23 protein-coding genes and 1 riboswitch are annotated in these 26,364 nt (G+C 40.6%); of the genes, 16 read left to right on the forward strand and 7 right to left on the reverse strand.

Features of this window, described 5'->3' with window-relative positions; genetic code table 11:
* Positions 1-80 precede the first annotated feature (80 nt).
* From glmS to QFX10_RS05150, 8 genes are all read left to right on the forward strand, one after another.
* Positions 81-1,898, forward strand: coding sequence for a glutamine--fructose-6-phosphate transaminase (isomerizing) (glmS, locus tag QFX10_RS05115; protein WP_280607125.1), 1,818 nt, complete (start codon positions 81-83; stop codon positions 1,896-1,898).
* A gap of 105 nt (positions 1,899-2,003) precedes the next feature.
* Positions 2,004-2,711, forward strand: coding sequence for a glucosamine-6-phosphate deaminase (gene nagB, locus QFX10_RS05120; RefSeq protein WP_280607126.1), 708 nt, complete (start codon positions 2,004-2,006; stop codon positions 2,709-2,711).
* Between the two features lie 120 nt (positions 2,712-2,831).
* A complete protein-coding gene (locus QFX10_RS05125) occupies positions 2,832-4,439 on the forward strand; it encodes a putative polysaccharide biosynthesis protein (protein WP_280607127.1) in 1,608 nt (535 codons plus the stop codon).
* A 288-nt stretch (positions 4,440-4,727) separates the two neighbouring features.
* Positions 4,728-5,681: an ABC transporter substrate-binding protein gene (locus QFX10_RS05130; protein ID WP_280607128.1), complete on the forward strand. Its 954-nt coding sequence runs from the start codon at positions 4,728-4,730 to the stop codon at positions 5,679-5,681.
* Entirely contained in the window at positions 5,681-6,421 is a 741-nt protein-coding gene (locus QFX10_RS05135; RefSeq protein ID WP_280607129.1) for an ATP-binding cassette domain-containing protein, read from the forward strand. The genes QFX10_RS05130 and QFX10_RS05135 overlap by 1 nt, the downstream gene beginning before the upstream one ends.
* Positions 6,406-7,146 carry an ABC transporter permease gene (locus tag QFX10_RS05140; RefSeq protein ID WP_280607130.1) on the forward strand — a complete coding sequence of 247 codons (741 nt, stop codon included), beginning with the start codon at positions 6,406-6,408 and terminating at the stop codon, positions 7,144-7,146. The genes QFX10_RS05135 and QFX10_RS05140 overlap by 16 nt, the downstream gene beginning before the upstream one ends.
* Positions 7,147-7,251: 105 nt before the next feature.
* Positions 7,252-7,626 carry a cupredoxin domain-containing protein gene (locus QFX10_RS05145; RefSeq protein ID WP_280607131.1) on the forward strand — a complete coding sequence of 125 codons (375 nt, stop codon included), beginning with the start codon at positions 7,252-7,254 and terminating at the stop codon, positions 7,624-7,626.
* A complete protein-coding gene (locus QFX10_RS05150) occupies positions 7,623-9,539 on the forward strand; it encodes a copper-translocating P-type ATPase (protein WP_280607132.1) in 1,917 nt (638 codons plus the stop codon). The genes QFX10_RS05145 and QFX10_RS05150 overlap by 4 nt, the downstream gene beginning before the upstream one ends.
* A 150-nt stretch (positions 9,540-9,689) precedes the next feature.
* On the opposite strand, the gene QFX10_RS05155 is transcribed toward QFX10_RS05150, so the two are convergent.
* From QFX10_RS05155 to QFX10_RS05180, 6 genes are all read right to left on the reverse strand, one after another.
* The gene (locus QFX10_RS05155; protein ID WP_280607133.1) at positions 9,690-12,059 is read right to left on the reverse strand and encodes a phosphoketolase family protein; all 2,370 of its coding nucleotides are present in this window, start codon (positions 12,057-12,059) and stop codon (positions 9,690-9,692) included.
* A 127-nt stretch (positions 12,060-12,186) separates the two neighbouring features.
* Positions 12,187-13,401 (reverse strand): acetate/propionate family kinase, encoded by a 1,215-nt coding sequence (locus QFX10_RS05160; protein ID WP_280607134.1) that lies wholly within the window; start codon positions 13,399-13,401, stop codon positions 12,187-12,189.
* 114 nt (positions 13,402-13,515) lie between these two features.
* Positions 13,516-14,178, reverse strand: coding sequence for an energy-coupling factor transporter transmembrane component T family protein (locus tag QFX10_RS05165; protein WP_280607135.1), 663 nt, complete (start codon positions 14,176-14,178; stop codon positions 13,516-13,518).
* Positions 14,175-15,572: an ATP-binding cassette domain-containing protein gene (locus tag QFX10_RS05170; RefSeq protein ID WP_280607136.1), complete on the reverse strand. Its 1,398-nt coding sequence runs from the start codon at positions 15,570-15,572 to the stop codon at positions 14,175-14,177. Before QFX10_RS05170 ends, QFX10_RS05165 begins: the two co-directional genes overlap by 4 nt.
* On the reverse strand, positions 15,573-16,118 hold the full coding sequence (locus tag QFX10_RS05175; RefSeq protein ID WP_280607137.1) for an ECF transporter S component: 546 nt from the start codon (positions 16,116-16,118) through the stop codon (positions 15,573-15,575).
* Positions 16,119-16,171: 53 nt separating this feature from the next.
* A riboswitch (TPP riboswitch) is annotated at positions 16,172-16,260 on the reverse strand.
* 48 nt (positions 16,261-16,308) lie between these two features.
* Positions 16,309-17,046 (reverse strand): GntR family transcriptional regulator, encoded by a 738-nt coding sequence (locus QFX10_RS05180; RefSeq protein ID WP_280607138.1) that lies wholly within the window; start codon positions 17,044-17,046, stop codon positions 16,309-16,311.
* Between the two features lie 198 nt (positions 17,047-17,244).
* Between QFX10_RS05180 and galE the strand changes: the two genes are divergently transcribed.
* The gene (galE, locus tag QFX10_RS05185; RefSeq protein WP_280607139.1) at positions 17,245-18,243 is read left to right on the forward strand and encodes a UDP-glucose 4-epimerase GalE; all 999 of its coding nucleotides are present in this window, start codon (positions 17,245-17,247) and stop codon (positions 18,241-18,243) included.
* Positions 18,244-18,314: 71 nt separating this feature from the next.
* Here galE and QFX10_RS05190 read toward each other — a convergent pair whose 3' ends face one another.
* Positions 18,315-18,620, reverse strand: coding sequence for a hypothetical protein (locus tag QFX10_RS05190; RefSeq protein ID WP_280607140.1), 306 nt, complete (start codon positions 18,618-18,620; stop codon positions 18,315-18,317).
* Between the two features lie 331 nt (positions 18,621-18,951).
* Here QFX10_RS05190 and QFX10_RS05195 point away from each other — a divergent pair, with 331 nt between their 5' ends.
* The 7 genes from QFX10_RS05195 (at position 18,952) to QFX10_RS05225 (ending at position 26,322) form a co-directional block, all read left to right on the forward strand.
* Complete coding sequence (locus tag QFX10_RS05195) at positions 18,952-19,986, forward strand: aldose epimerase family protein (protein ID WP_280607141.1); 1,035 nt, start codon at positions 18,952-18,954, stop codon at positions 19,984-19,986.
* A 193-nt stretch (positions 19,987-20,179) separates the two neighbouring features.
* Positions 20,180-21,181, forward strand: a complete 1,002-nt coding sequence (locus tag QFX10_RS05200; protein ID WP_280607232.1) for an AI-2E family transporter — start codon at positions 20,180-20,182, stop codon at positions 21,179-21,181.
* Positions 21,174-22,364: a MalY/PatB family protein gene (locus QFX10_RS05205; protein ID WP_280607142.1), complete on the forward strand. Its 1,191-nt coding sequence runs from the start codon at positions 21,174-21,176 to the stop codon at positions 22,362-22,364. Before QFX10_RS05200 ends, QFX10_RS05205 begins: the two co-directional genes overlap by 8 nt.
* 82 nt (positions 22,365-22,446) lie before the next feature.
* The gene (locus QFX10_RS05210; protein WP_035448552.1) at positions 22,447-23,133 is read left to right on the forward strand and encodes a 2,3-diphosphoglycerate-dependent phosphoglycerate mutase; all 687 of its coding nucleotides are present in this window, start codon (positions 22,447-22,449) and stop codon (positions 23,131-23,133) included.
* 328 nt (positions 23,134-23,461) lie between these two features.
* Positions 23,462-23,851, forward strand: a complete 390-nt coding sequence (locus QFX10_RS05215) for a helix-turn-helix domain-containing protein (protein WP_280607143.1) — start codon at positions 23,462-23,464, stop codon at positions 23,849-23,851.
* An 816-nt stretch (positions 23,852-24,667) separates the two neighbouring features.
* Positions 24,668-25,522, forward strand: a complete 855-nt coding sequence (locus QFX10_RS05220; RefSeq protein ID WP_280607144.1) for a Bax inhibitor-1 family protein — start codon at positions 24,668-24,670, stop codon at positions 25,520-25,522.
* 251 nt (positions 25,523-25,773) lie between these two features.
* Positions 25,774-26,322: an STM3941 family protein gene (locus tag QFX10_RS05225; RefSeq protein ID WP_280607145.1), complete on the forward strand. Its 549-nt coding sequence runs from the start codon at positions 25,774-25,776 to the stop codon at positions 26,320-26,322.
* Positions 26,323-26,364 lie beyond the last annotated feature (42 nt).

A 26,364-nucleotide genomic window follows, 5' to 3' on the forward strand; every position in this document is an offset into this window, starting at 1 on the left:
ACTTGATATAAGAGTGATTTTAACTATTTGATGTTATTCGATAAGGTATATACCAATTTTTAGAATGTGAGGTATTTGATATGTGTGGTATTGTTGGGGTTACAGGCAATAGCAATGCAAAAGATATTTTATTAGACGGCTTAGAACAACTTGAATATCGTGGCTATGACTCAGCTGGGATCTATGTCAATGATCAGCACGGTGATGGTTTTTTAGTTAAAGAAAAGGGACGGATCGCAGACTTACGCGCTTTAGTCGGGGATGAGGTCGTTGGCTCAACTGGGATCGGACATACTCGTTGGGCGACACACGGTGTGCCAAGCGTACGTAATGCCCATCCACATGTTTCAGCTAATGGGCGTTTCTTTTTAGTGCATAACGGTGTGATCGGTAACTTTGCCCAATTACGCGAAACATACTTACAAGATGTTGAGCTAAAAAGTGATACCGACACCGAGATCATCGTTCAATTAGTCGGAAAATTCTCTGATGAAGGTCTCGATACTTTAGCAGCTTTCCGAAAAGTTTTAAGTTTAGTCGATGAAAGTTCTTCTTATTCCTTTTTGATGATGGACAAAGAACAACCAGAAAAGCTTTTTGTTGCTAAAAATAAGAGTCCACTTTTGATCGGGGTCGGTGCAGGTTTTAACGTTGTTTGTTCCGATGCAGTTGCCATGTTGACACAAACGCATGATTTTATCGAATTGACAGACGGTGAAGTCGTGATCGTGACACCAGATCAGATCAAGATCTTAGATGAAAAAGATCATGAGATCAAACGAAAACCATTCCATGTGGATACTGATCCCGCTGCTGCTCAAAAAGGCGCTTACCCACACTATATGTTGAAAGAGATCGATGAACAACCAGGTGTGATGCGGACTTTAGTGCAAGAGTATTTTGATGCTTCTGGTAATGTCAAGATCGATCAAGACTTGCTCGATACTTTAGGTCAAGCTGATCGTTTATATATCGTAGCTGCTGGGACAAGTTATCATGCTGGGCTCGTTGGCAAAGAGCTTTTTGAAAAATTAGCTGGTATCCCAACAGAAGTTCATGTGGCCTCTGAATTTGCTTATAATCCACCGCTCTTATCGAAGCGTCCATTCTTTATCTTCTTGACTCAAAGTGGTGAAACAGCTGATAGTCGCCAAGTTTTGACTCAAGTCAATGAATGGGGCTATCCAAGTTTGACGATCACTAACGTGCCAAACTCAACGCTTTCGCGCGAAGCGAGCTACACGCTTTTATTACATGCTGGGCCTGAGATCGCTGTTGCTTCTACAAAAGCTTATACGGCTCAGATCGCCTTAGAAGCGATCTTAGTCAAAGCTTACGGCGAAGCCAAAGGGATCCAAAAAGTCAAAGACTTTGATGTGGCTTCTGAATTGACTAAAGTTGCTAATGGGATGCAAGAATTAGTTGATGAAAAGCATAATGTCGAACAGATCGCTAAAGAGATGTTGAGTACAACGCGAAACGCCTTTTACATCGGACGCGGAGTCGACTACGCTTTAGCACAAGAAGCGGCTTTGAAACTCAAAGAAGTTTCTTATGTCCAAACAGAAGGGTTTGCTTCAGGTGAATTGAAACACGGAACGATCGCCTTGATCGAAGAAGGTACACCAGTTGTGGCGATCATCACAGATCCAAAAACAGCTGCCCATACAAGAAGTAACGCACAAGAGGTCTTAGCGCGCGGTGCTAATGTCTTGTTCATCGCTAGTCGTGATCTGGCAACAGATAATGATCAGATCGTCTTACCAGAAGTTGACCCGTTACTTTCTCCACTTGTGTCAGTCGTGCCAACACAATTACTGGCTTATTACACAAGTATCCAACGTGGTTACGATGTCGACAAGCCACGTAACTTAGCTAAGAGCGTAACAGTCGAATAAAAATAATGTAAAGGATCGGGACTCTCCGATCCTTTTTGCTTGCATTCTGTTAAAAAGCGCTCTATAATTGGACTATACCAATAAATGATAAAGGGATGGGTGAAGATGGAAGTTATTGTAGTCAAAGATAAAGTCGCTGGTGGCAAAAAAGCAGCTGAGATCTTTAAACAAGAATATGAGAGCGGTGCCAAAGTTTTTGGCTTAGCTACTGGTGGAACCCCAGAAACGACTTATGCCGAATTAGTCAAAAGTTCCCTTGATTTTAGTGATGCGATCTCGATCAATTTAGACGAGTATGTCGGGCTTGCCAAAGATGATCCCCAAAGCTATCACTACTATATGCAAGAACATCTCTTCAAAGATAAACCATTCAAACATTCGTATTTACCAAACGGCAAGGAAAGCGATGCTAAAAAAGAAACTGCACGTTATCATGAAGTGATCGAAACACATCCGATCGATCTGCAATTGTTAGGGATCGGCGAAAACGGACATATCGGTTTTAATGAACCAGGGACGCCATTTGATTCAACGACAGCTAAGATCAAGTTGACAGATTCAACGATCAAAGCGAATTCACGTTATTTTGCTGATCCAACAGATGTGCCACAATATGCTTATTCGATGGGGATCGGTGAGATCATGCAAGCTAAGCATATCTTATTAGAAGCTTTTGGTGAAAATAAAGCAAAAGCTGTCAAAGCAATGCTTGAAGGTGAAGTGACGCCAGACGTGCCGGCAAGTGTTTTACAAAAACATCCTAAAGTCACAGTCATCGTTGATGAAGCAGCTGCTAAATTATTGACTAAATAAAACTTAATTTAGGCCTCGTAGCGACTACGAGGCTTTTTTGTTATAATTTCAACAACGGTGTATAATTAACTACTGTATCGCCAATTTAGGTTAAACAAAATGTGAAAAGCGAGAAACAGAATGAAAAACAAATTGTTATCTGGAACGTTTTGGATGATGCTTGGGAGTATTTTGTCACGGATCTTGGGGATCGTTTATTTGATACCATGGCTCATGATGATCGGCAGTCCCGCCGATCAAAATGCAGCGCAAGCGATCTTCAATGCAGCTTATACTCCTTATGCACTTTTCCTCGCCTTAGGAGTAGCTGGTTTTCCGACCGCGATCGCGCGTCAAGTTGCCGAATATAACGGACAAAACCGCTTTAAAGATAGTTTGCATGTTTTTAAATATGGTCTGCTCTTTATGTTTTTTACAGGGGCACTATGTGGCCTGTTGCTTTATCTTTTTGCACCTTTGATCGCACGCCAAAGCGCCGTTGTTTCGACAGAAGTCGCTACGACTGCGATCCGTGTGATGGTCCCAACACTTGTGATCTTACCACCGATGAGCATGATCCGTGGCTTTTATCAAGGAAATTCAGATATGCAACCGATGGGTGTCTCACAACTATGGGAACAATTAGTACGTGTCCTCTTTATTTTAGTTGCGACTTACTGGATCATGATCTTAGGTCATGGTGATTATATCAAAGCTGTAAATTATAGCACGTTTGCGACTTTCATCGGTGCGCTAGCAAGTTACATATATCTTTTAGCTTACATGCGCAAACGTTTTGGACACTATAAAACTCTTTATCATGAAAGCTTACCGCCACGCGATGTTTCGATCGGGCGGATCTTCAAAGATATTTTCAAAGAAGCGCTACCGTTTATCTATATCGGTTCAGCGATCACGATCTATCAATTTATCGATCAGTTGACTTTTAAAGATATCATGGTCGGTCTGACAGGTTTAGATGCTTTGCAAGCTCAAGATCTGTACACATATTTTTCAGCCAACCCAAGTAAGATCACGACGGTCGTGATCTCCTTGACGATCGCGATCTCTGAGTCTTCTTTACCGCTTCTAGCAACGTTAGCCAAGCGTAAAGAAAAAGAGCAGATCGGGCAAACGATCGCGCAAAATATCGAATTGATGTTAGTGACATTACTGCCAAGTTCGCTTCTTTTAGCTGTTTTAGCTTGGGAAGTAAATGGAGTCTTCTTTCCATTTAGTCAGTTAGGGGCACATCTCTTAGCTTACGCCTTAGTAACAAGTATTGCCTTGGCGGTTTTTACAGATCTTTTTACTGTGATCCAGTCATTAGGCGAACATAAACTAGCAGTGCGCTATTTGACGCTAGGGATCGTTTTGAAATTAGCTCTCCAAGTTCCGTTGACGTATACTTTCGGTGCTTATGGAGCTTTGACAGCTACGGCTCTTTCATTTACTTTGATCTCATTAGGTGTTTATGGACATATCAAACATAAGTATTTAGTTAGAGGACAACTCAAAAATGTCAAATTGATCATTGTGATCAATGTTTTAGTCGCGTTAGCCGCGCTCTTAGTAAATGAATTGATCAGTTTAGTCTACGTTCCCCAAAATAAAGTGACGGCCTTTTTATACGCCGCTGTTTTTGGGGGGAGCTTTGCCTTACTATATCTTGCGCTTTTGAACAAGAGTGGGGTCTTCAAAGATATCTTTGGTTTTAAAGTTCGCCTAGCTGTTCGCGGTAAACATTGATAAATTTTAAAAGACTGGTGTTTGCCAGTCTTTTTTATTGACAATGATTTTCATTTTTCTTAAACTTTCCTTGGATAAATCAAGATGATCGAGGTGGGGCGCTTCATAATGATAAGAGTAAAGTTGAAGTATCCATTAGAAAGTAGCAAAAATGTAGAGTAGATACTCGACTCATTAACTGAAGTAATAAGCATAAAAGGTAACGTTAGAAAGGAAAACTATATTACTTTTTGATCACAGAGCACAAAAGATGCAGTGATCCTACATTTTATAGAACGGTGAACACTTGTGAAGTTGAATAAATTATTTAAAGTTTTTAGTGTAGTCTTTATTTTGAGTTTTTTTGTCAGCGCTTGTGGCGCTAAACATACTCAGACGAGTGCAAACGAGAAAAAAGAAACAACTAAGCTAAACATCGGAACGATGCCGGCGCCAGATTCTTTACCATTATACGTAGCACAAAAAGAAGGTTATTTTAAAGCTGAAGGATTGGATGTCAAGTTGACAAGCTTTAAATCACCTAAAGATCGTGATGCAGCGATCGCAAGTGGGCAACTAAATGCAGCTGTCAGTGATGTCGTTGCTTTGGCAAGTTATGTCAATGGGGATCTAGGTTGGAAGAGTGCGACAGCTTTGACTGGTTATTTTGGGATCGTTACGAGTGATCCCGCCGTGACTGATGTCGCTTTGCTCAAAGGTAAAACTGTCGCAACTCAGCCACGACAAACGCCGACATTTTACTTAGATCAACAGTTAAAAGCTCATGGTCTGACAAGTTCAGACGTGAAGATCAAAGAAGTTGCTGCGATCCCAGTCCGTTTACAATTAGTTGAACAACATAAAGCAGATGCTACGATCTTGCCTGATCCATTTTTGAGCATGGCTAAAGCTAGCGGAGCAAAAGTGATCGCTCAAAGTGATCCTACTAAATACCAAACCACGATCTTAGCCGTCGATAAAGAGTTAGGCAAAGATCAAAAAGTTCGCGCTAAATTCATACGTGCTTATAATAAGGCTGTCCAAACGATCGATCAGCATGATGCAAGCGATTATCAAGAGATCTTAGTCAAAGACCTTGGTTTTCCAGAGGCGATCGCCAAAAATTATCAGTTGCCTAAGTATACAGCGGCGCGCCCAGTTGCCACACAGATGCTAAAAGAAGCGTTCAACTATGCCAAAAGCGAAGGGATCTTACATGAAACTAAAGATCCAGCTAAGTATCAATTGAAGGTCGTTGATTGATGCTTGAAGTTAGTGCATTAAATGTCAGTTATCAACAACAAGCTGTTATCTGTGATCTGTCTTTTCAGTTAGCCGAGCAAAAGATCTTAGCGCTTTTAGGTCCATCGGGTAGTGGTAAGACAACGTTTTTAAGAGCTCTCTTAGGTGAATTGCCATATTCAGGGCAGATCACTTTAGGGGGGCAAAAGATCACTCCACATTCAGTTCGGTTAGCCTATGTGCCACAAGATCTAGGTCTGTTACCGTGGAAAACTGTTTGGCAAAATGTTGTCTTAGCGCAAAAGATCAGCCAAAAAAGACATCAGCATATGTTAGAAGAGCCAACTGCACTCTTTGAAAAATTAGATCTAATGCCAGTTTTGACCCGGTATCCAGCGCAATTATCAGGAGGACAAAAACAAAGAGCTGCATTAGCCCGGGCTTTTGCGCTCGAGCCTGAATTACTTCTAATGGATGAAGCTTTTTCAGCGTTAGATATCGTTACGAAAGCTAAGGCTCAAGCGCTTTTTTTAGAGCAGTGGCATAAGGCGCCAGTTACAACGATCTTAGTCACCCACGATCTCAAAGAAGCGTTACAGTTGAGCGATCAAATGCTGATCTTTTCCAAAAACAAACGCCCCCAGCTTTTAGAAAATCCGTTGGCTAAACTCAGTTATGCAAAACGAATAAAACCTGAAAATTTGATGGGACCGTTTTTAGAATTTGAACAAAGGATGGTGCAACTATGGGAGGCCAAATAAAGCGTTTTGTTTATGCTGTAGTAGTCGTGCATCTTATTTGGACACTATGTGCATTAGCTTTAGATCGACCACTCTTACCGACACCTTGGGCAGTATATGCTTATTTTCCAACGATCACCTGGACAGTTTTATGGCAAAATCTGATCGCCAGTTTATTGCGGCTAAGTGTCAGTTTAAGTTGTGCTTCGCTTTTAGGGATCATAAGTGGGATCGCGTTGGTGCGTTTTAAAAGACTAGGGCAACTTTGTGATCCCTTGTTGTACTTTCTTTATCCCTTGCCTAAGATCGCCTTTTTACCTGTCCTCATGCTTCTTTTTGGTTTAGGTGATGGCTCAAAGATCATCATGATCACTTTGATCACAGTGTTTCAGATCACGATCGGTGTGCGCGACGCAGTTCGGCAGATCCCTGCCGAATTGTATCAAACTTTAGATGTATTGGCAGCAAGTCGAGTAGATCTTTTTAAAGCTGTAACTTGGCCAGCGAGTTTAGCCGGTTTCTTGTCTGCGTTAAAGATCGCTTTAGGAACTGCGCTTGCAACGCTTTTTTTCACTGAGATCTACGGCACTCAAGTCGGATTAGGCTATTTTATCATGGATGAATGGAATCGCCTCGATTATCGTGGGATGTTTGTGGGGATCGTTGTCCTTAGCGGACTGGCCTACCTTTTATTTAGTTTGATCGAATTAGCAGAAGGATATTTTTTACGGTGGCAAAGAGCTTAGCAAAGTCTGTTTCAAGAAACAGGCTTTTTTAGTTGACAAATGTAAATAATAAGTATAAAGTTGCAGTGTAAGGTTACAAATGTAAACGAAAGAAGAGTGGAATTTATGGGAAAAGTCATCACAGTTATCGTTGCCATTGTTTTGATCGGTTTTATTTTATGGTGGTTCTTTGATAAACACGAACAAGTCGAGGTCAAAGCTAAAAAGACCGGGGGGAATGAACAAGAAGTCAAGATCACAGTTGACGGGGGCTATTCACCAGAAACAGTCGTTTTGCAAAAAGGGGTGCCTGCAACACTTGTCTTTGAAAGAAAAGATCCATCGAGCTGTTTAGAGCGCGTCGTCTTTTCTGATTTTGGGATCAACGAGCTTTTGCCCCAAAATGAAGAAAAGAAGATCAAGTTCGATACAAGTAAAGCCGGTGAATTTGGCTATGCATGTGGGATGAACATGTTCCACGGAAAGGTGGTCGTTAAATGATGTCGTATAAAAAACGCTTCATCATTTCGTTAGTTTTATCCCTCCCATTATTAGTCGATATGGTCATGATGCCTTTTGGTTTGATGCTACCAGCGTATAATTGGATCGCTTTAGTCACGACGACTTTGATCATGGCTTTATCAGCTTATCCTTTTTGGCGCAGTGCCTGGGCCTCATTTAAACATCACCATGCTAATATGGATACGTTAGTTGCGATCGGGACTGCTGTTGCTTACTTCTATAGTATCTTTGCGATGTTTACTGGGCGCCCGGTCTATTTTGAAAGTGCAGCTTTTGTGACGGTCTTTGTGCTTTTAGGGCAAGTGATCGAAGAAAGCATGCGTGATAATGCATCGAGTTCGGTTGAAAAGTTACTAGATCTTCAAGCCAAAGATGCTGATGTCGTTTTAGGCGATAAGATCGTTAAAGTTCCATTAGCTAAATTGAAAGTAGGCGATCTGATCCGCGTCAAACCTGGACAAAAGATCGCTGTTGATGGTGTGATCGTCAAAGGAAATTCAAGTATCGATGAATCGATGGTCACGGGTGAAAGCATGCCAGTCAGAAAAGAAGTTGGTGACGATGTGATCGGCTCAACTCTGAATTTAGATGGGACTTTTACCTTTAAAGCAAGTAAAGTCGGTGAAGATACACTTTTGGCACAGATCGTTGAATTAGTCAAAAAAGCGCAAAATAGCCATGCACCGATCCAAAAATTGACGGATAAGATCTCAGATTACTTTGTCCCGCTTGTCATGATCGCTTCGATCTTAACGTTTGTTATTTGGTATGTCTGTTTAGGTAGCACGCCAGTCCAAGCCTTGTTATACGCAGTAGCTGTTATCGTGATCGCTTGTCCATGTGCGCTTGGTTTAGCCACACCGACAGCGTTGATGGTCGGGACTGGGCGCAGTGCTCGAGCTGGGGTCTTGATCAAAAATGGTGAAGTTTTAGAAGAAGTCGATCGGCTGACGGCTGTCGTTTTCGATAAAACAGGAACGATCACTGAAGGTAAACCAGTTGTAACAGATATCGTAGCAGAAAATGAAAAAGAAGTTTTACAATTAGCTGCGAGTTTAGAAGAAGCTTCAGAACATCCGTTGGCAAGTGCGATCTTAGCCAAAGCAAAAGCGGAAAAAGTAACGCTTTTACCAACGGCTGATTTTATTTCATATCAAGGTAAAGGTGTCTGCGCTAATATTTCCAATAAAGACGTTTTTGTGGGCAATAAGCATTTAGTCAAAGAGAAAGCTTTGTCGGAAAAACTTAAGGAAAGTTACGATAAATTGCAAGAACAAGGCAAAACAGTCGTTTTTGTCGGTGAAGCAGAGCAAGTGATCGGGTTGATCGCGATCCAAGATGCGCCAAAGAAAACTTCTAAAGAAGCGATCGAGCTTTTGAATAAAAAGGGCTTAAAGACGGTGATGTTGACTGGGGATGCCCCTAAAGTTGCCGAGGCGATCGCTAAAGAAGTCGGGATCAAAGAGGTGATCGCTGGTGTTTTACCTGCTGAAAAAGCTAAGTATATCGAAGAGCTCAAAGAACATGAAACAGTTGCCTTTGTTGGGGATGGGATCAACGATGCTCCTGCTTTGACAACGGCCGATGTAGGGATCGCGATGGGTTCAGGAACTGATATCGCGATCGAATCTGGCGGGATCGTTTTGATGAAAAATGATCTTCTAGGCGTAGTTCGAGCATTAGAGCTGAGTCAAAAGACGTTTGCCCGGATCAAGCTGAACTTGTTTTGGGCCTTTATCTACAACGTGATCGGGATCCCGATCGCAGCTGGTCTTTTTGTTGGCGTAGGTTTAACATTAAGTCCTGCTTTTGCAGGTTTAGCGATGGCACTTAGTTCGATCTCAGTTGTGTTGAGTTCGCTACTTTTGAATCGCGTCAAACTTTCAGTTTGATATAGTATTAAAAGAGCTGTCTACCTCATTGACATGAGAGGGACAGCTCTTTTATGTTATGTTTAGAGCAAAAAAGAGTCACGCTACTGCTGTATAGTAGCGTGACTCTTTGACTTATATTACAGGCTCTTTAAGAGAACAAGCGTTGATCTAGTTTAATGGTTTCCATTCCCAAGCTTCAACTTCAGGTAAGTCGGTCCCTTCATCGCGAATGTATTGGTGATGTTTAGCGATGATGCTATCCATCTCAGCCACGATCTCACCGTATTTAGCTGGTGTTGGTAAGCTTGCAACGGCTGATTTGACTAAGTCGAAACGATCCATTTGGTTAACGACTCGCATGTCAAATGGTGTCGTGATATCCCCGTTTTCACGGTAACCGTGGATCTTGATATTGTGATTGTGACGATCAAAGAAGATGTCACGGATCAAACCTTCAAAGCCGTGGAAAGCAAAGACGATCGGTTTGTCTTTGGTGAAGTACATGTCAAATTCTTCATCGCTCAAGCCACGAGGGTCGATCTTAGGACTGCGAAGCTTCAAAAGATCAACGACATTGATAAAGCGGATCTTAAGGTCAGGCAATTTTTCATGCAAGATCGAGATCGCTGCTAAAGCTTCTAAGTTTGGTTCAGTACCAGCGGCCGCAAAGACGATATCTGGTTCGGCATTTTGGTCAGTCGAAGCCCAATCGATGATCTTAAGCCCTTTGTCGACTAATTCTTTTGCTTCGGCAGCAGAATAGAATTGTTGCCGTGGATGTTTGGAAGAAACGATCAAGTTGATCTTTTCACGGTCATTTAAGACTTTATCAAAAACAGCCAAGAGTGAGTTAGCATCAGCTGGAAGGTATTCACGGATGAATTCCGGCTTCTTATCAGCTAAGTGGGCTAAAATACCAGGATCTTGGTGTGTGTAACCATTGTGATCTTGTTGGAAAACAGTCGAAGTTGCGATGACGTTCAAGGATGGGACTTCAGTTCTCCAAGGAAGCTCTTTAGCTTTACGTAACCATTTGAAGTGTTGTGTGAGCATTGAGTCAACAACACGTAAGAATGCTTCATAAGAGGAGAAGAAGCCATGACGACCTGTTAAAACGTAACCTTCTAAGAAACCTTCATCTTGGTGTTCAGAAAGTTGAGAATCGATCACACGTCCAGCTGGTGCTATGAATTCATCGTTAGGCTCTTTGACTTCTAGCATCCATTGCCGGTTTGTTTCGTTAAAGACTGGTCCTAAGCGGTTTGACATCGTTTCATCAGGGCCAAAGATCCGGAAGTTTTTGTTGTGAGCATTTAGTTTGATCACTTCTTCTAAATAGTTCCCAAGCACAGTCATATCTTGTTTGGTTTGTGCCCCTGGAGTCGTTGTATCGACTGCAAATTCTCTAAAATCAGGTAAGATCAGATCACGGATCAAGGCACCTGGATTAGTATGTGGGTTCATCGCCATCCGCTTGTCGCCTTTTGGTGTGATCGCAGCGATCTCAGCTTTGAGTGCTCCGTTTTCATCGAAGAGTTCTTCTGGACGGTAGCTTTCGAGCCATTCAACTAAAGCATCAGCATGTTGCATATCATTTTGGTCAACTGGGATCGGGATCTGATGTGCTCTAAAGGAGTTTTCGATCGGTTTACCATCCCATGTCTTTGGACCAGTCCAACCTTTTGGTGCTCTAAAGATGATCATTGGCCAAACTGGTAAGCTTTGGTCGTTATTTTCGCGAGCATTAGCTTGAAGTGCTTTGATCTTTTCGATCGCTTGATCGAGTGCTTTTGCCATTTTTGGATGCATTTCAGCTGGATCGTCACCTTCGACAAAGATCGGATCCCAGCCAAGGCCTTCAAAATATTTTTGTAAGTTTTCATTTGATTCACGCGACAAGATCGTTGGGTTTGAGATCTTGAAGCCGTTGAGGTTCAAGATCGGTAAAACCGCACCGTCATTGATCGGGTTGATAAATTTATTTGACATCCAAGAAGCTGCTAATGGACCAGTTTCAGCTTCCCCGTCACCAACGACAGAAGCAACGATCAGATCTGGATTATCAAGGACTGCTCCGACAGCGTGAGAGATCGAGTAACCTAATTCGCCCCCTTCGTGGATCGAACCTGGTGTTTCTGGGGCCGCGTGCGATGCGATCCCACCAGGGAAAGAGAAACGTTTGAAAAGTTTAGCCATACCTTTTGTGTCTTGTGTGATCTCTGGGTAGATCTCTGTGTAACTGCCATCAAGGTAAGAGTTTGAGACCATAACTTGACCACCGTGACCAGGACCTTCAACGTAGAACATATCAAGATCATATTTATTGATGACCCGATTCAAGTGGGCATAAATAAAGTTTTGACCAGCGATCGTACCCCAGTGACCGATCGGTTTGACTTTTACATCAGAGGGTTCAAGTGGGCGACGTAAAAGCGGGTTATCTTTCAAATAAAGTTGGCCGACAGAAACATAGTTTGCAGCCCGCCAATAAGCATCTAATTTATCTAAATATTCTTTGGATGAGAAATCTGTTGTCATTATTCGCCTCTCCTTTTGCTTTTTCTAGCTACACTTATAATAATAACTATTTATCATTTGGTGTCAACTATTTATAACTTTGGAACGTACCAAATTTAACTAAAATATAAAAGATTCACATTTTGAGTCAAAGCTCAAATTTTCCTCTAGTTGGATCGAGTTTGATCAGTTCGATCTCACGTAAGATCATCAATTCTTCGTCAGTTGGAACACATAAAACTTTGATCGTTGAATCTGGTGTTGAGAGCACAGCTTCGCCACCGCTTTCATTTACTTTTGGAGCAAGCTTCACCCCCATAAAAGCAAGTTCATCACAGATCAACTGGCGAATGATCGGAGAATTCTCACCGATCCCAGCCGTGAAAGTGAGCGCATCTAGTCCTTGCATTTCGACATAGTATTGGCCAATGTAGCGTACGATATTTTTGACAAACAAAGTGATCGCTAGAGCTGCTCGAGCCTCACCTTGATCTTTGGCAGCTAAAATATCACGCATATCTGATGAAAGGCCTGAGATCCCTAGAAGACCTGATTTTCGAGTTAAAAGAGCGATCATCTCATCTGGGTCAGTGAGCTTGAGTTTTTTCATCATATACATGACAAGTTCGGCATCTACATCACCTGAGCGTGTTGCCATCGTGACTCCAGTCAGTGGGGTAAACCCCATCGTTGTATCAAAAGAGTGACCATCTTTGATAGCACAAAGTGATGAGCCTGCGCCTAAGTGACAAGTGATCAATTTCAATTCGGCTAATGGACGTTTTAACAGAGCAGCTGTTTGACGGGCAACATATTCATGACTGATCCCGTGTGCGCCATAACGGCGAACGCCATATTTTTCGTACCATTCGTACGGAACGCTATAAAGATAATTTTTAGCCGGCATCGTATGGTGGTAAGCAGTGTCAAAGGAGGCAATAGCTAGTGCATTTGGAAGTTGTTCTTTAAAAACTTCGATCCCTAAAAGATTAGCCGGGTTATGCAAACGGGCTAATTCACTCAATTCAGCGATCTTTTCGATCACTGTTTCGTCGATGATGACTGAATGATCAAAATACTCGCCTCCAGCTACAACGCGATGACCAACAGCTGTGATCTCATCTAAAGCCGTGACTAGATCAAGTTCGACTAAAAGTTTCAATAGTAGATCGACAGCCACTTTATGATCTTTGATCGGAAGGCTCTTGTGGAACTTTTCCCCTGCAAATTTTATCGTAACACTAGAATCTTTGATCCCGATCCGATCGATCAGACCACTAGCTAAAACAGCCTCGGTCGGGAGACTGAAGAGTTTGAATTTTAAACTCGAACTACCTGAATTAATGATCAATGTTTTTTCCATGTTTGCTCAGACCTCTTTCCTGTATTAAGCTACATGCATATCATAAGCCATGAAGACAGTTGTGTAAACGCTTTAGCTCGATATTAAAAAAAGCTCATCTAACTTTAGATGAGCTCAGAGAAAGGCTAAAAAAGTATAGCAAAAGATCAAGAAAAGGCTGATCGCCCATTGAAAGCGAGGTTTCTTTTCGGTGTAAACTAAGGTACGGGGGCATCCTTCTTCAAAACCTTGGCTGTGCATCGCTTGACTGAGAGCGTCCGCTTGATCTAAAGCAAAAACGATCAGTTTTAAATATAGGCGAGGGGAAAAGACATGATAAGACACACCTTTCATTTTGGCAGCGTAATTTATCCGTGCGAGTTGTTTTTGTAAGTTACTAAGTAGATTGACTGCAGCTAAAAAACCATAGACAAAAGTTGCTGAAAGTTTGAGTTGCAAGTGCAAGCTAAATAAGATCTCTGTCAGTTGATAAGGTAAAAGTAAGCAACAGCCTAAGAGCAAGAAGGTATATAGGCGGAGCGTATATAACCAAGCAGTAGTCAAAGGAGCTGTTGTACTGAACAGATAAAATGACCACCAAGTTCCAAAGGCGAGGGGCAAAGCACTAAGGAAGATCAAGCTTAGTTTTTTTAAAGGACAGCGACATAAAAAAAGATATCCTAGGCATAGACTGCTAAGCAAGATGTTAGGTAATAAACGTTGACCAAAGGCAACTAAAATGCTCAGGCAAAGCATCGTGAGACAACAGACAGTAGCGTTTAATCTTAAAGGTCTCATTTTGCGAGGTCACCTACCAATTTCAAATGTTTATCGGTCAAAACTAGCTCATAGTCACAAAACTCTTTTAGCAAAGAACGTTGATGACTGATCAATAAAATACTTGTTTTGAGCACTTGGCAACTTTGAGTGAGCAGCGTAAGGCAAGTTGCTAAAGAGGTTTGATCTAGGTTAGCAAACGGTTCGTCAAGTAGTAAGATCGGCTGACTAGTGATCAAGACGGAAAGCAACTGGAGCTTTTTTTGCTGTCCGCCAGAAAGTTGGTAGACTGAGTGATCTAGCAGTTCAGTAAGGCCTAAAGCTTGACTTGCCGCAGTGACTTTAGTTGTTGTCCAATAGTCTTTGTGCAATGAATTTTTTTGTGCCAGTGCCAACTCTTCTTTGACTAGGGGACAAACGAATTGTTCTGGGGCATCTTGGAGCATAAGACCAACGATCTGAGGCCATTTAGAGCGTTTGACTTTTGTGGCAGGACGCCCCTTATAAAGCAGTGTCCCAGAAAACGAGATCAGGCGACTCAAAGCATAAAAGAGACTTGATTTTCCTGCTCCGTTTGGGCCAGAAAGAAGCCCGAGTTGACCTTTAGGCAATGTAAAAGTACTTGCTTTGAGCAACTCTTTTTTAGCTCGGGTCAGCTGGAGATCGTGCCAACTCAACTCGCCATTTTGTAAAACGCGATGCGGGAGAGGTGTTAGTGGTCCAGGCGTAAATTCGAGCGCTAACGGTGCGATCTTTCCGTTGACTAGTTGGTAGGTCTCATCAAAAAAATCTCCGTAGTTACTAGGATCATGTTCGGCGATCACAAGTGTTTTACTAGTCGTTTGTTTGAGGCGTATTAAAATTTTAAGTAAGCGCTGTTGACTCTTGAAGTCGACGTTTGCAAAAGGTTCATCAAGTAAAATGATCTCACTATCTAAGGCTAGCGCACATGCTAAAGCCGCTTGTTGTTGTTGCCCTCCAGATAAAGTATTCAGTGGTTGATCTTTGATCGGTATCAACTCAAGTTCAGTCAGTAATTTCGTGATCTTTTGAGGGATCAACTGTGGTGGTGTCGCCAGATTTTCAAAGATGAAGGTGAGTTGTTCAGTCAGTGTCTTTAAGGCAAAACGACGGGCAGGATCTTGAAAAAGCAAAGAGATCTTTTGTGAGCGTTCCTTAAAGCCTAGCTGTGTAAGTGGTGTCTCATCGATTAAGATCTGTCCACTTTGTAAAGTTCCTTTCTCACTTAGATCAAGCCCGCAAAGTAGTTTGAAAAGAGTCGACTTGCCACTACCTGAAGGCGAATGAAATAAGTAAGTCGTTTGCGGATGCAAAGTAAAAGAGAGGTCGTTAAAAAGGGCTTGTGGTGCGTGTTTATAGGTAAAGGTCAGATCTTTAACAGTTAAAGTCGCCATCTAAAAGACCTGCGCTTTACTTAAAAGACGTTTGATCAAATAGATCAAGAGGCCATCAAAAAAGGCAAGTGATAAAAAGCGTAGCCCTAAAAGACTGAGCAACATCGGCAATGAATAGGCGCGATAGCCACTGTAAAAGTAATCCCAAGCAAAAGTCAAAAGTGTTGCCCAAATAACGCCATAAGCTAAACCACGGGCACCCCAGTTTTTATAGCGTGTGGTCGCAAAACCAAGTTCACTTGCTAGACCTTGGAGCGAACCAGTGATCAAATTGGCAGCACCCCAACTGGAAAAAAGAAGCATCTCAGTTGTTGCAGCTAAGAATTCGCCTAAAAAGGCGGCTCCTTTTTGCCGGAGACAAACACCTGCTAAAGGACCTGCCATCAACCATAAGCCAAGCATCAGATCGTTAGCATAAGGCTTGAGTGGCGTTGCGGCTAAAGCGTAATAAAGGTAACTAGCGCCTTGATAGATCAGACCAAAAAAGCAAGCAAGCAAGGCTAGAAAAATGATATCTTTGAGTTTCCAACGGTGTTTTTGAGACATAAAAACTCCCCTTCCTAAAATACACGACAACTAGGCAGGGGAGATACATGTCAGCTTGTTTTTGACAAGGCTTCCTCCGCTGGTACTAACCAGATCAGGTCAATGGGTCTTTCTCAGCCAATAGGCACCCCAGCTTGTTGTAATGTCAAGTCAAGTCTAACAAGAAAAGTTTTTCTTGTAAAATGATAGGTTATTGGGAAACACTGACAAAAGTATTGAATTTTAAATATTTGTAGTGAAAACGCATATGTGAGTATTCAAATGGTGTCCCGTTATCTAAGAAAAAGACACCTTCCATGATCCCAGTCGGTTCATTTTCTTTGAGCAATAAAAGCTTTTGATCCTCTTTTGTCGAAGGTTCTGCAAAGACGGAAAGAAAAGAGCGGGTGACGGATTGTTTATATTTATCTTGCATGTAGTTGAAGATCGAACCTTTGATGATCTGTTCTGTTAATTTAGGAACGATCTTGATCGGGATGTAGCCAGTCTCGATCATAAAAGGTTTGTCTTCAAAGAGGCGCAAGCGGACGATCTTGTAGACGAAATCTTCGGGTTCTAAAAAAAGGTCGCGCTGTAGTTCGCTACTCGGGCGCTCGACTTCAAAACTCAAAACTTTGATCTGAGATCTCTTCCCGTTCATTTTAAAGTTATCAGTTACACCAAGATTTGAGCTTTCTTCGTAGTTAAAAACAGATTCATTTTTTAAATAAAGTGGGTTGATAAATGTACCTGAACCTCTTTTTTTAAAGATGATCCCGTCATTTGCCATTCGATTCAAAGCTCGTTTGATCGAACTGCGACTCACATTATACGTACTCGAAAGCGTTCGTTCATCGGGAAGTTTCATGTCAGGAAATTCTTGTTCAAAGATCCGTTTTTTCAGATCGGCGATGATCTGTTTGTAAATAAGTTCTGCCGTGGGTCTCACCTTCTTTTTTAAATTATGAACTAATGTGAGTATAATCAAATAAATGTGGAAAAGCAACGAGCAAATGACTTGAATTCGTTGCAAAAGGAAGGCTCAAAGCAAAATAGTGAGCATTAGTAAAATTTTACTAACGCTTTCATAAAAGAAATGATAAAATAGAAATGAACAAAAACTATTCAAATGGATGGAGGCTCGCAAATGTCAGTTTTAGTTTTAGGTGGAGCTGGTTATATCGGTTCTCATACTGTTGATCGTCTAGTCGAACAAGGTCAAGATGTTGTTGTCGTGGACAGCTTAGTAACAGGACATCGTAAGGCCGTGAATGAAAAGGCTAAATTTTACCAAGGCGATCTAGCTGATCAAGCTTTTATGCGCAAAGTTTTCGCAGAAAATAAAGATATCGATGCAGTGATCCACTTTGCAGCTTACTCACTAGTGGCTGAATCGATGAAAGATCCGTTGAAATACTTTGACAATAACACAGCAGGAATGGTCAAGTTACTTGAAGTCATGAATGAAGTCGGGGTAAACAAGATCGTCTTTTCATCGACAGCTGCTACATATGGCATTCCAGAAAAGATGCCGATCATGGAAAGTGATCCGCAAGAACCGATCAACCCATACGGTGAAAGTAAGTTGATGATGGAAAAGATCATGCGTTGGGCAGATGAAGCATATGGCACTAAATTCGTGGCCTTACGTTACTTCAACGTGGCGGGAGCTAAGCCAGATGGTTCGATCGGTGAAGATCATGGACCAGAAACGCATTTGATCCCGATCGTCTTACAAGTTGCCCAAGGTAAACGCGATAAACTTCAGATCTTTGGGGATGATTATAATACTCCAGATGGTACGAATGTCCGCGATTATGTACACCCGTTCGACTTAGCTGATGCGCATATTTTAGCGGTGGATCACTTGCGCGCTGGAAATGATTCAAACGCCTTTAACTTAGGTTCTTCAACAGGTTTCTCAAATCTTGAGATCGTTGAAGCTGCGCGGAAGGTGACCGGAAAAGAGATCCCAGCTGAGATCGCTGGTCGCCGTGGTGGAGATCCAGATTCTTTGATCGCAAGTTCAACTAAAGCGCGTGAAGTTTTAGGTTGGGAACCAAAATTCGATAATATCGAACGGATCATTGAGACTGCTTGGGCATGGCATTCTACCCATCCAAACGGTTATGCTGATCGTGACTGATATCTAACTAAAAACGGCCGTTAGCCAAAGAGTTTCTTTGGCTAACGGTCGTTTTTAGTAGTTTGGAAAGCTTAACCGATCTGTTGGAGCAACGCTTTAGCTTTGTCATGGTCAAGAGGTAAATACGCAAGACCGACTGTTTGTTGATCGATCAAGAGTTGATAATCATTTTTAAGTGAAGGGACCATACGCATAAGTTCATTTAGTTGTTCCGACTCAAAACGCGAGAAAGAAAAGTTACGGTGAGTCCGCATTTTACGCTCAAGGTCGATATTAAAGATCACATCTAAAAAATGACCAGTCTCTTTGTTTGATAGGCGCCAAGTTTTGCTTTTACTGTGTCGAGCTTCGATTTTTTCGATAAGTGTTTCGTTCATGATTTCAGGTCCCTTCTAGAAAATACTTTTTGTTGCTCAAGCAACGTGTATACCATACTATATCAACTCACTTGATTGCAAGCGTTTTACTCACCTAACTAAGTAAACGCTTATTTTCGCTTATAGAAAAGCATGTTTATCTGGTAGGTTTAAGGAAATTGACTCAATAATCCTTACGAAGAAGTAAGCAGTTCTTCGTAAACTAGACCAATTTTAGCAAAGTAAAAAAATTTCTTACCACATTATGCAAGCGCTTTAAAAAAAGAGGCAAATGCGGTAAAATAAGGATAGCTTTTAATAAAGATACGATATAGAGATGCGAGGGAACGAAATGGATATTTTGAGAAAAGAATTGGAGCAATATGACGGGCATAATGTGACTCAGATCACTTTAGTCAACGATAACGGGGTCGAGATCTCATGTTTGACGATGGGAGCGATCTGGCAGTCGTTCAAAGTTCCAAGTGGTGCTGGGAAAAAAGATCTTTTATTGAGCTTTGCTGAGGCTAAAGATTATTACGCCAACGCCCAAAATATTTGTAAAGCGATCGGACGTGTCGCAGGGCGGATCGCTGATGGTAAATGTGAAGTAGCTGGGCAAAAAGTAGAACTCCCAACAAATGAGAACGGAAATACTTTGCATGGAGGCGACCATGGCTTTAGTACGTATAATTGGAACTATACGACTTCACGCAACAAAGATAGTGTCAGCGTGATCTTCCAAAAGAAGATCACCGAAAAAATGGATGGTTTTCCGGGAAATATTTTAGCAACGATCATCTATACTTTGAATAATAATAACAAAGTAACTTTGACTTTTAGTGCTTTGGCTGGGGAGAAAGATACGCTCTTTAATCCAACGAATCATGTTTACTTCAACTTGAGTGAGCGAAAAGATCTAAGTAGTCATGAATTAAAGATCGCAAGTGATGCAACGCTTGAGACAAACGAGAAAAATATCCCGACTGGTCGGATCAAAGATGTGACGGGTACACCGCTTGATTTCCGTAATTTCCGCAATTTGAAAGCTGCTGCTGATGAAAATGATGGTTTCGATGACGCTTTTGTGTTAGCAAGTGATGGGAAATTGACTGAGATCGCAACTTTACGCGACGAAGAAAGTGGGCGCCAAGTAACGATCTCATCTGATCGCAATGGATTAGTGATGTATAACATGCCCGCTTTAGATACAACGATCAAATTTACCCGCGATCACGGGGAAGAAGCGATCCCAGGAGAAGGGATCGCCCTTGAAGCCCAAACTTTACCAGATGCGATCAACCAAGAAAACTTTGGCGATATCGTTTTACCAAAATACGGTAAACGTTCGTATAAGATCGAGTTTGCGTATTCGAAGAGTAAATAAAATATTTTAGTAGTCTTTAAGAGGTCAAACCTTTTAAAGGCTATTTTTTTAGCAAAATTTCAGTCGTAACAGTCAACAATTTAGTTAGATAATGTTATAGTAAGAGAGATATTGAGAAAAAGTAAGGAGGAATCAACGGAATTTGTGGAAGAAGTTTATAGATAATGTTCCTTTACGGCGTTTTACCGTTTTAATGGGGATCATCGGGATCTTATATGCGATGCGGAGTTTGATCAGCATTATTTTATTGACGTTTATTTTTACTTTCTTAGTCATTCAGCTGATCAATTTTGTGCAACGCTATCTCAAGATCCCATCACAGTTGATCGTGATCTTAGTCTACCTCTTATTTATTGGGGGGATCTATTTTGCAGTGACGATCTATGTGCCAAAACTGATCATCCAAACAGAAGCGATGGCGCGCTCGATGCTTGCGTTTTATCAACATCCACCTGCGGGCGCTAGTGATTTTATCCGTTATATCGATCGCTATTTTGGAAAAATGGATATCTTTCAGCAATTCAAAGGTGGCTTTGGGATCGCCTTGCGCTATCTCTCAAGTATCGGTTCGATGGGCTTTACGTTTGTAATGTCTCTTTTATTGAGTTTCTTCTTTACGATCGAGAAAGATGATCTCTATCGTTTCTCAAAAGGCTTTTTACACGGACCTTTTGCTTGGTTATTTGGAGATATTTATCATTTTGCGAAGATCTTTGTCAATACGTTTGGGGTCGTGTTAGAAGCCCAATTTGTGATCGCAGTCGTCAATACCGTGATCACAACGATCTGTTTAGCGATCATGGGGATGCCACAACTGCTTAGTTTAGGGATCATGGTCTTTGTTTTGAGTTTAGTGCCAGTCGCTGGGGTGATCATCTCGGCGATCCCGATGATGTTTATCGGTTATTCAGTCGGTGGGATCAGATACATCATCTATATCATCGTGATGTTAGCTGTTGTTCACGCGTTAGAAGCATATGTTTTGAATCCAAAATTTATGGCGAGTCGCACTGAGTTGCCGATGTTTTATACTTTTGTCGTGTTATTTGTAGCTGAGCATCTCTTTGGAGTGTGGGGCTTGATCGTCGGGATCCCGATCTTTACGTTCATGTTAGACGTTTTAGGTGTCAAACCGCTCCACGCCAAAGGAGAGCGTTTAAAGAAAGTCAGAAGGATGGATAAGAAAAATGGATGAGCAAGAATTTTTAAATGAATATACCGCAAAAAGAAAACAGACCGACTCGGTCAAATGGGATAATCTAAAGGCGATGTTTGGCACAGATGATCTGTTGCCCCTTTGGGTCGCTGATATGGATTTCAAGGCACCTAAAGCAGTGCGTGAAGCGCTCCAAAAACGGATCGACTATGGAGTCTTTGGATATTCTTTGACACCAGATGATTACTACGATCATTATTTCAAATGGCAAAAAGAGCGTTATGGGATCGAACTTCACCGCGATTGGCTTCGTTTTGGAACTGGGGTAGTCAACTCGCTGAATACGTTAGTCAAGTTGTTGACCAAAAAAGGCGATAGTGTCATGATCTTGCAACCAGTGTACTATCCATTCAAACGTGTCGTTGATAATAATGAACGCAAACTAGTCGTTTCAGATCTTAAAAATGAAGCAGGTAAATATTCGTTAGACTTTGATGATATCAAACAAAAGATCGAACAAGAGCACGTCAAACTCATGATCTTTTGTTCACCACATAATCCAGTCGGTCGCGTTTGGTCAGAAGAAGAGCTGACAGAGTTGTTGGAACTTTGTCGCAAGAAACAAGTTTTAGTGATCGTCGATGAGATCCACCACGATCTGCTTGTAGGCAAGCGTCCTTTTGTTTCGGCGCTTTCGATCAAAGATGGACACTATCGGGATAATTTGATCGTCGTGGATGCACCTTCAAAAACATTTAATCTCGCTTCATTGATGAATAGCCATGTGATCATACCAAACCCGCAAATGCGGATGCGCTATGATCGTTTAGTTTCTCGGTTAGAAAGTCCAGCGGGAAGCATGTTAGGAAAGATCGCTGGAAGTGCTGCTTATCGCGCTGGAGCAACGTGGTTGGAAAATGTTTTGACGATCGTCAGGAAAAATTATCACTACGTTAAGACTGAATTGGAAAAAGCTTTTCCCAAAGTGCAGATCGCGCCTCTTGAAGGGACATATTTGATGTGGATCGACCTTTCGCAAGTCGTCTCACCTGCTGAACTTGAAACATTTATCAAACAAAAGGCGCATTTAGCTGTTGATTTTGGCGATTGGTTCGGTGAAGCAGGAAAAGGGCATATTCGTCTGAATTTGGCGACGACGCCAGAAAATATCGTTAAAGCGACTGACCAACTTATTTCTGCACTACGTGAAAAACAGAGCTAAATTTTTTAAAGCACTAGGAATTTTTAGTGTTTCAGTGTAAAATAATTTTGTATCATAAACAAAAGAAAGAGGTTTGTACTAAATGGCAAAATTAGTATTTATCCGTCACGGACAAAGTGAATGGAACTTAGAGAACCTTTTCACAGGTTGGGTCGACGTCAACTTGAGTGAACAAGGCGAACGTGAAGCTAAAGAAGCTGGCCGTAAATTAAAAGAAGCAGGCATCGAATTTGATCAAGCTTACACATCTGTGTTGACACGTGCCATCAAGACTTTACACTTCGCACTTGAAGAATCAGGCCAATTATGGATCCCTGAAACAAAATCTTGGCGTTTGAACGAACGTCACTACGGTGCATTGCAAGGTAAAAACAAAGCTGATGCAGCTGAAAAATACGGTGACGAACAAGTTCACATCTGGCGTCGTTCTTACGATGTATTGCCTCCACTTTTGGACGCAAACGACGAAGGTTCTGCAGCAAACGACCGTCGTTACGCAGAATTAGACCCACGTATCATCCCTGGTGGTGAAAACTTGAAGGTTACTTTGGAACGTGTTATCCCATTCTGGGAAGACAACATCGCTCCAGACTTGTTAGATGGCAAGAACGTTATCGTTGCCGCACACGGTAACTCATTACGTGCCTTGACAAAATACATTGAAAACATCTCTGATGAAGACATCATGGACGTTGAAATGGCAACAGGTCAACCAGTTGTTTATGAATTGGACGACAACTTGAACATTGTCTCCAAAGAAAAGCTTTAAGATAAAGCCTTTCGATAAAAGCGTGATCTCCTAAGTGAGACCACGCTTTTTTTACATATCGTGACGATTCATGACGAATAAATGACGACTTGTGCCAAATGTTAGGAATAGGAATTTCTCGGGAAATAAGTTGTGAAAAGTGCCCAAAGATAATTCTCTAAATATTTAAGCAATTTTTATTTGCCTCTATAATCTTTAATAGAATAAACTGTTTATCAAGAACGAGGAATTGTTTTCCATTCTTTTAGCTGTTTTATTGAGGTGTAAAAGAATTTTGATAGAACTAATTATCTGTTTTTTGTATATTTTTCTATAAAGGAGGGACTTCATGAGATTAGGAGATAAAATAAAAGATAGACGTTTAGAATTGAGGTTGACGCAAGACCAAGTTGCTCAAGAACTGTATATATCGCGACAAACTTTGTCTAATTGGGAAAATAATAAGACACTTCCAGACATTCAAAGTTTGATTTCATTGAGTGATCTCTATGGGCTCTCTTTAGATGAATTAATAAGGAATGATAAAAGATTGCAAAAAAAAATCAAAATTAAGGACAATTTTGAAGATATAGTTATGTATCTAGGATGTATTATGGTTCCTATTAGTGTTATTTTTCTATCAGGCTTTCTTTCTATTTTAGTATCTAGTGCTGGTGTGTTGTGTATTCTTTTGAGTAAAGATATAGCTGAAAATCTAAAGAAACTATTTACAAACTAATCTTTGGCAGTATGAATTGGATGACAACTTAAACATTGTCTCCAAAGAAAAGCTTTAAGATAAAGCCTTTCGCTAAAAAAGCGTGTTCTCAAACGAGAGCACGCTTTTTTGTGTATCGTGACTATACATGACGAACAAATGACGAGTTAGGACAAATATTAGGGCGTAGGTATGTCCTAGGAAATGAGTTGGAAGAAGTACCCCAAGTACTCTCATCAGTAAAAAGCTTGTAAGATGATAGATATCAATGAGATGATAAAGGATCCCTTCTTTCTAATAGCAACAAGAAGGTAGAATCAATATGATGCCGCTCGATCATTAGAAGAAATGAAAAATGAAGGCTTTAAATCATTTGATAGTGTTTGAATCAATAAAAGAACCTAAACGATGAAGATTAAGCGTACTCCTATTTTTAACAGGAATTACAAGTACTTAAAGAGTTAACTTATATCACCAATGACGAATATAGGCAAAAAGAAACATTGGATGATTCAGATTGAAAGAATAAAAGAAGGACACAAATACTTTGTAAATAAGTAAGGTAACGGAGAAAATAGATTAGAAGCAGTATATAAAATTGGGGATGCTACTTAATTTTTGTATTTAGAAAATGAATCTAGACCATTTTCTCTAATACAATGTAGTTGATTCCACACCTTCAAATCAAAAATAAGAAACTAATTATTGACAAATATATATAATTTTTTTAAAATATCAGTCAAATAAAAAAGAAGTTGATGTGAAATACAAAATAATAAGTGAGTAAAAGTATTCAAAATATTGACTGAGAATGATTCGTTAGAAGGGGAATGCGAATTGAATATTAAAAAGTCTTCATCTCGATCCGATGACCACTATTCGAAGAAATTGCGTAGTTTGACAAAAGAAGTTGCTAGCGTGGGGAGTGCGGACGGCAATTACGTTGATAAGTTTCGCTTAGTGAAAAAAGCAAGCAAGTTCGCACCAGATGAAAATGAAGTTTCATTTTTGCAGAGGCATGTTCTTCAAGTATATTTAATTTTTGTGATCCAATTATTCTATACTGGAATAGTATCATGGTATATGTATTTGCATCCAAAGTTGCTTTTGAAATTGTTGAAGGGCCTTCTTTTTGCTCATGGTCTAGTATTTCTTGCACTGTGTTTTGTTCTATTAGCTTTATTGACTTTTGCACAAAAAACTGATTCTTTAATACTAGGTATGGTAGCTACTCTTGGATTCACGACAGCATGGGGGATAGTGATGGGACTTGTACCCATTTTTTACGACGGAAAACTGATTTTTGAGGCTTTGGTGCTGACGATCATTATTTATTTGGGTAGCGCATTGTTTGGTTTTTTGACAAGAAACAATTTAACCGGGTGGGGAACACCATTATTTGGTGGATTATTGGCATTGATCGCATTGGGCTTCTTTCAGCACTATTATGCTAATAGTTTTTTGAACATAGTAATTTTAATTGCGGACATTATTATCTTTACACTGTATAGTGCATATGATAATCAAATGATCAAAATACGTTTCTTAGACAAGTTGCGTGACGGTGTTCCTGACTCTGGAAAGTCATGGTGGCTGTTAGCTATGTCTAGCTCAATAGATATTTACTTAGACTTTGTTAATTTATTTTTGGATATTCTGAATCTTTTAGGTGACGGTGACGATGACGATTGAGGATCAATTTTAGCCATTAAGATGATCATTTGATAAATCCAAAAACTTTAATTAAAAGTGGATATGTGAGAAAGATCATGGTTAACAATGACTGGGGATATTTTAAAGTGCAACAAAGAACTTTTCCTTCATTTCCATGTATACGTGACACAAAATTTTGAAAACAGGTGAATCCAATTAATGGACGGTAGCAAATAGAATTAGAAAGAGAGGAGTAATATTATTCATGTCATAATATTACAAAATGGGATATGGAAAATGAGTATATTGTATATCAGAGTAGGTTAAGGATAGTTGGAAAACTTTTACTTGGGGTGTTTATGATACTTCTGTTCCTCTTTGCCTTTTTTGTTGGAGTGCTTGAACAGCAATGGTTGCCTTTAGTTATAAGCATCATAGGTTTTATATTTTTTGGATACTTCGAGATTTATATCATAAAACAACTTTTTGTGGGTAGAAAACTGGTGGTATTGACCGTTGAAGGTTTTTACGATTTCAGTTCAGTAATTTCCCCCAAAAATCAATTGATTCCATGGAGTCAGGTAGCAAAAATTGAAAAAATAGATTTTGCTGAACAAGAGTTTGTCTCCGTCTATCTGAAAAACTCAGAGGAGATTTTATCTGAATTACCTACTATGTCGAAAAAATTAATAGCTACAAATGTAAAGATGGGCTTTGGAGAAATCAGTATCAATCTAAATAGTGCAAAAAAATGTACGGTTAATAAGTTGATCGCAAAAATGAATAGGTACAAAGCCCTAAGTACTTTGCATAAAGACATAGATCGATCTGATAATTAGTATCAAGCGTTTAATAGAGTACCTCAAATACTCTGTTATTTT

Origin of the sequence: Ligilactobacillus faecis (genome assembly GCF_029889745.1) — a bacterium.
Taxonomy (GTDB): Bacteria; Bacillota; Bacilli; order Lactobacillales; family Lactobacillaceae; genus Ligilactobacillus; species Ligilactobacillus faecis.

Excerpts from the sequence above, each read along its gene's own strand:
- glmS (WP_280607125.1), top strand. The coding sequence starts at position 81 with ATGTGTGGTATTGTTGGGGTTACAGGCAATAGCAATGCAAAAGATATT.
- nagB (WP_280607126.1), top strand. The coding sequence starts at position 2,004 with ATGGAAGTTATTGTAGTCAAAGATAAAGTCGCTGGTGGCAAAAAAGCA.
- QFX10_RS05125 (WP_280607127.1), top strand. The coding sequence starts at position 2,832 with ATGAAAAACAAATTGTTATCTGGAACGTTTTGGATGATGCTTGGGAGT.
- QFX10_RS05135 (WP_280607129.1), top strand. The coding sequence starts at position 5,681 with ATGCTTGAAGTTAGTGCATTAAATGTCAGTTATCAACAACAAGCTGTT.
- QFX10_RS05140 (WP_280607130.1), top strand. The coding sequence starts at position 6,406 with ATGGGAGGCCAAATAAAGCGTTTTGTTTATGCTGTAGTAGTCGTGCAT.
- QFX10_RS05145 (WP_280607131.1), top strand. The coding sequence starts at position 7,252 with ATGGGAAAAGTCATCACAGTTATCGTTGCCATTGTTTTGATCGGTTTT.
- QFX10_RS05150 (WP_280607132.1), top strand. The coding sequence starts at position 7,623 with ATGATGTCGTATAAAAAACGCTTCATCATTTCGTTAGTTTTATCCCTC.
- QFX10_RS05155 (WP_280607133.1), bottom strand. The coding sequence starts at position 12,059 with ATGACAACAGATTTCTCATCCAAAGAATATTTAGATAAATTAGATGCT.
- QFX10_RS05160 (WP_280607134.1), bottom strand. The coding sequence starts at position 13,401 with ATGGAAAAAACATTGATCATTAATTCAGGTAGTTCGAGTTTAAAATTC.
- QFX10_RS05165 (WP_280607135.1), bottom strand. The coding sequence starts at position 14,178 with ATGAGACCTTTAAGATTAAACGCTACTGTCTGTTGTCTCACGATGCTT.
- QFX10_RS05170 (WP_280607136.1), bottom strand. The coding sequence starts at position 15,572 with ATGGCGACTTTAACTGTTAAAGATCTGACCTTTACCTATAAACACGCA.
- QFX10_RS05175 (WP_280607137.1), bottom strand. The coding sequence starts at position 16,118 with ATGTCTCAAAAACACCGTTGGAAACTCAAAGATATCATTTTTCTAGCC.
- galE (WP_280607139.1), top strand. The coding sequence starts at position 17,245 with ATGTCAGTTTTAGTTTTAGGTGGAGCTGGTTATATCGGTTCTCATACT.
- QFX10_RS05190 (WP_280607140.1), bottom strand. The coding sequence starts at position 18,620 with ATGAACGAAACACTTATCGAAAAAATCGAAGCTCGACACAGTAAAAGC.
- QFX10_RS05195 (WP_280607141.1), top strand. The coding sequence starts at position 18,952 with ATGGATATTTTGAGAAAAGAATTGGAGCAATATGACGGGCATAATGTG.
- QFX10_RS05200 (WP_280607232.1), top strand. The coding sequence starts at position 20,180 with ATGGGGATCATCGGGATCTTATATGCGATGCGGAGTTTGATCAGCATT.
- QFX10_RS05205 (WP_280607142.1), top strand. The coding sequence starts at position 21,174 with ATGGATGAGCAAGAATTTTTAAATGAATATACCGCAAAAAGAAAACAG.
- QFX10_RS05210 (WP_035448552.1), top strand. The coding sequence starts at position 22,447 with ATGGCAAAATTAGTATTTATCCGTCACGGACAAAGTGAATGGAACTTA.
- QFX10_RS05215 (WP_280607143.1), top strand. The coding sequence starts at position 23,462 with ATGAGATTAGGAGATAAAATAAAAGATAGACGTTTAGAATTGAGGTTG.
- QFX10_RS05225 (WP_280607145.1), top strand. The coding sequence starts at position 25,774 with ATGGAAAATGAGTATATTGTATATCAGAGTAGGTTAAGGATAGTTGGA.